3 protein-coding genes and 1 pseudogene are annotated in these 2,693 nt (G+C 66.3%); all 4 read right to left on the bottom strand.

Annotation, left to right across the window (positions count from 1 at the left end; all coding sequences use genetic code 11):
* Positions 1-699, bottom strand: a 699-nt coding sequence (locus G6020_RS16060; protein WP_194306175.1) for an RES domain-containing protein, incomplete at its 3' end; no start/stop codon positions are given.
* Between the two features lie 101 nt (positions 700-800).
* On the bottom strand, positions 801-1,181 hold the full coding sequence (locus tag G6020_RS16055; protein ID WP_017835891.1) for a hypothetical protein: 381 nt from the start codon (positions 1,179-1,181) through the stop codon (positions 801-803).
* Between the two features lie 449 nt (positions 1,182-1,630).
* Positions 1,631-2,383 carry an ATP-binding protein gene (locus G6020_RS16050; RefSeq protein ID WP_182611283.1) on the bottom strand — a complete coding sequence of 251 codons (753 nt, stop codon included), beginning with the start codon at positions 2,381-2,383 and terminating at the stop codon, positions 1,631-1,633.
* A pseudogene (locus tag G6020_RS16045) lies at positions 2,380-2,693 on the bottom strand (IS21 family transposase); the annotation flags it as partial. The pseudogene G6020_RS16045 and the gene G6020_RS16050, both read right to left, overlap by 4 nt.

Genomic DNA, 2,693 nt, shown 5'->3' with positions numbered 1-2,693 from the left:
GACCGGCTGGCCCGGGCCCGCGTCCAGAGCCCCGGCGACGCCGTCGCGCAGCCACACCGCCCAGCAGGACCAGTGCGTGCCGTGCTTGGAGAAGTAGTGGATGCCCAGCGCCTGTGTGCGGCCGACGAGGGGGGCGGCTGCCAGCGTGGCGGCCAGTTCGGTCGTCAGATGACGGTCCCCGCTTCGCGTCTGCGCCACGGTGATCTCGTCGATCCCTCGCTCCCACAGTGACAGCGGAATATGCGAGGCCAGGTAGGTGATGGTGCGTGCGTGTTCGATCTCCACGAACCATCCCGATGCCGGCAGTGTCACCGTGTACAGGCGGTGGGCGTACAACCAGTGGATGTCGACCACGCCGGGTGGCCGAACCCCCAGATCGTTCCAGTCGCGTGCGATCAGAGCGTAGAGATCATCGGCGCCCGGATCATCGAGATACTCCTGCGCCCGGTAGGGGCCGCCGACCTTTAACGCGCCCAGCAACTCGCCGTACGCGCCCTCGGCGCTACTGGCGCAATAGATGGTCTGCTCGCCGGGCAGATCGAAACGGTTCCACCCCGCCCGGTCCTCGCTGCTACTCACGCCCCTGGCCGGCGGATTGAGCACGCCGTAGGAGGGTTTAGCCAACCGATAAACGGACTGGCCGCCGGCCGGGAGCAGTGCCAGGCCCGTGTTTGCGCAGACCGTGACCTCGCCTGTCACAGGCGGCATCCTCTACCGGTGCTCATGCTCACCCGGACCACCTTAGGTAGCCCTTCACCGCTCGTCGGGTCGGCCCGTAGGCCAGGGGCACGGGGCGAGTTTTAGTTGTCGGTGCCGTCGACGAACGCCGCGGCAGCACTCATCACCGGCTTGAACTTGCCTGCCGCGATCGCCATGAACGGCGGCTGCTCGTCCAACCTGGGGTTCGCGCCGATGAACCATGCCCGGGCGACATCGGCGCCCTCGGACGTCGCGATCGCCACCCACGCCCGGTGGGCCACCTGCAGTCGCTGCAACGCGCCATCCCGCGGCACCGGACCGCCGTCGGCCGACCATTTGTACGGCAGCTTCTTGTCCCGCACACCCGCGGCCACCGCCACCACCGTCGGCCCCAGATGCTGCACCAGCTGACGCGCCAACTCCGCGCTCGACAACTTCATGGTCTCGGTATGCGCCAAGATCGCCTGATCCACCACCGCCATCTCCCGAACCCCCTCCAACAGCTCCCGCGACCACCGACAATCACGGCGGTAGACGACTACGGACAGACTTCCCAGCACCACCAATGCTACTCAAATGCCACCAATCGGCAACGCCCGACGGCCACCGAGGCCGCCAGCACACCAGCAGCCACGACCCGCGGTCGGCTCGTAGGCGGCTTACCGCGCCCCTTCGCACTCGGACTGGGCGGATGAAGCTTTCAGGGTCAACCGACGCGACTTGCCGCAGCGGGCATAATTCACCGCAGCAGTTGACGCATCAAAATTGGAGAAATTCATGGCTCAGCACTTCCAGGTCAGATACACCGACGACATCGTGAGTATTTGGAGGCTTGGGGGCCACCGGATATTGCGTTTGGGGGCCAGCAGTATTGCCGTTGGGGGCCGGTGATCGCGTCTGTGGGGACCACCGGCCCCATCTCGGGGATTACTTACTGACTCCCGGCGGCGGCCGCATGCTCGCGCATGTTGTGGGTGCCGGTGTCGATCCAGATCGTGTTGTGCACGATGCGGTCCATGACCGCGTCGGCATGAACTCCGGAGCCGAGGCGCTGGTGCCAGTCTTTCTTGGGGTACTGGGTGCAGAAGACTGTCGACCCGGTGTCGTAGCGCCGCTCAAGGAGCTCGAGGAGCATTCTGCTGATCGTCTCGTCGGGGTGGTCGAGGAGCCATTCGTCGATCACCAGCAGGGAGAACGCGGCGTACTTCTTCAAGAATTTGTTCTGGCCCTGGGGTCGGTCTTTGGCCAGGGCCCAGGCTTCTTCGAGGTCGGGCATCCGGATGTAGTGCGCCCGGAAACGGTGCTGGCAGGCCTGCTTGGCCAGGGCGCAGCCGAGGTAGGACTTTCCCGACCCGGTGAACCCCTGAAAGACGACGTTCTGCTGTCTCTGAATGAACGAGCAGGTGGCCAGCTGCGCGAGCATGGCCCGGTCCAGGCCGCGCTCCTCGACCAGGTCAACGCGCCGCAGATCGGCTGCTGGGTAGCGCAGGTTGGCCCGGCGGATGAGTCCGTCGATCTTGGAGTGGTTGAAGCTCTCGTGGGCGTGGTCGACGACCAGTTGCAGGCGCTCGGCGAAGCTCATGCCGAGAACGTGGTCGTCGTGTTGCGCTTCGATCGCCTCGAGCAGTGGCTGGGCGCCCATCTCGCGGAGCTTGCGCTTGGTCTCGGAGTCGATGCTGCTCATTGGGTGCTCCTGGCGTAGTAGTCGGCGCCGCGGACGTACCCGCCGGCCTGTTCGGGATTCGTGCGTGGCGGTAGGGCGGCGGTCTTGTCTTGGCCGGTGGCCAGGATGGGGTGGATGTGCGCGTAGCGGGGTGAGCGCACGGGCCCGGTCAGCGCCAGCGCGCACGCAGCTTCGACCCGCTCGGCTGAGAACCGCCGCGAAAGGCGTAGCACCGCCAGGGCGGCGTCGAGGCCCTGTTCGTCGATGGGCACGGATTCGAAGATCCGGTTGATCACGATGACCGCCGCTGGCCCCACCCGCTCGGCCCACG

Source organism: Dietzia sp. B19 (assembly GCF_014145155.1).
GTDB classification, from domain to species: Bacteria; Actinomycetota; Actinomycetes; order Mycobacteriales; family Mycobacteriaceae; genus Dietzia; species Dietzia natronolimnaea.
The sequence above is the reverse complement of the archived record's forward strand: the minus strand, read 5'-3'. Positions and strand labels throughout refer to the sequence as shown.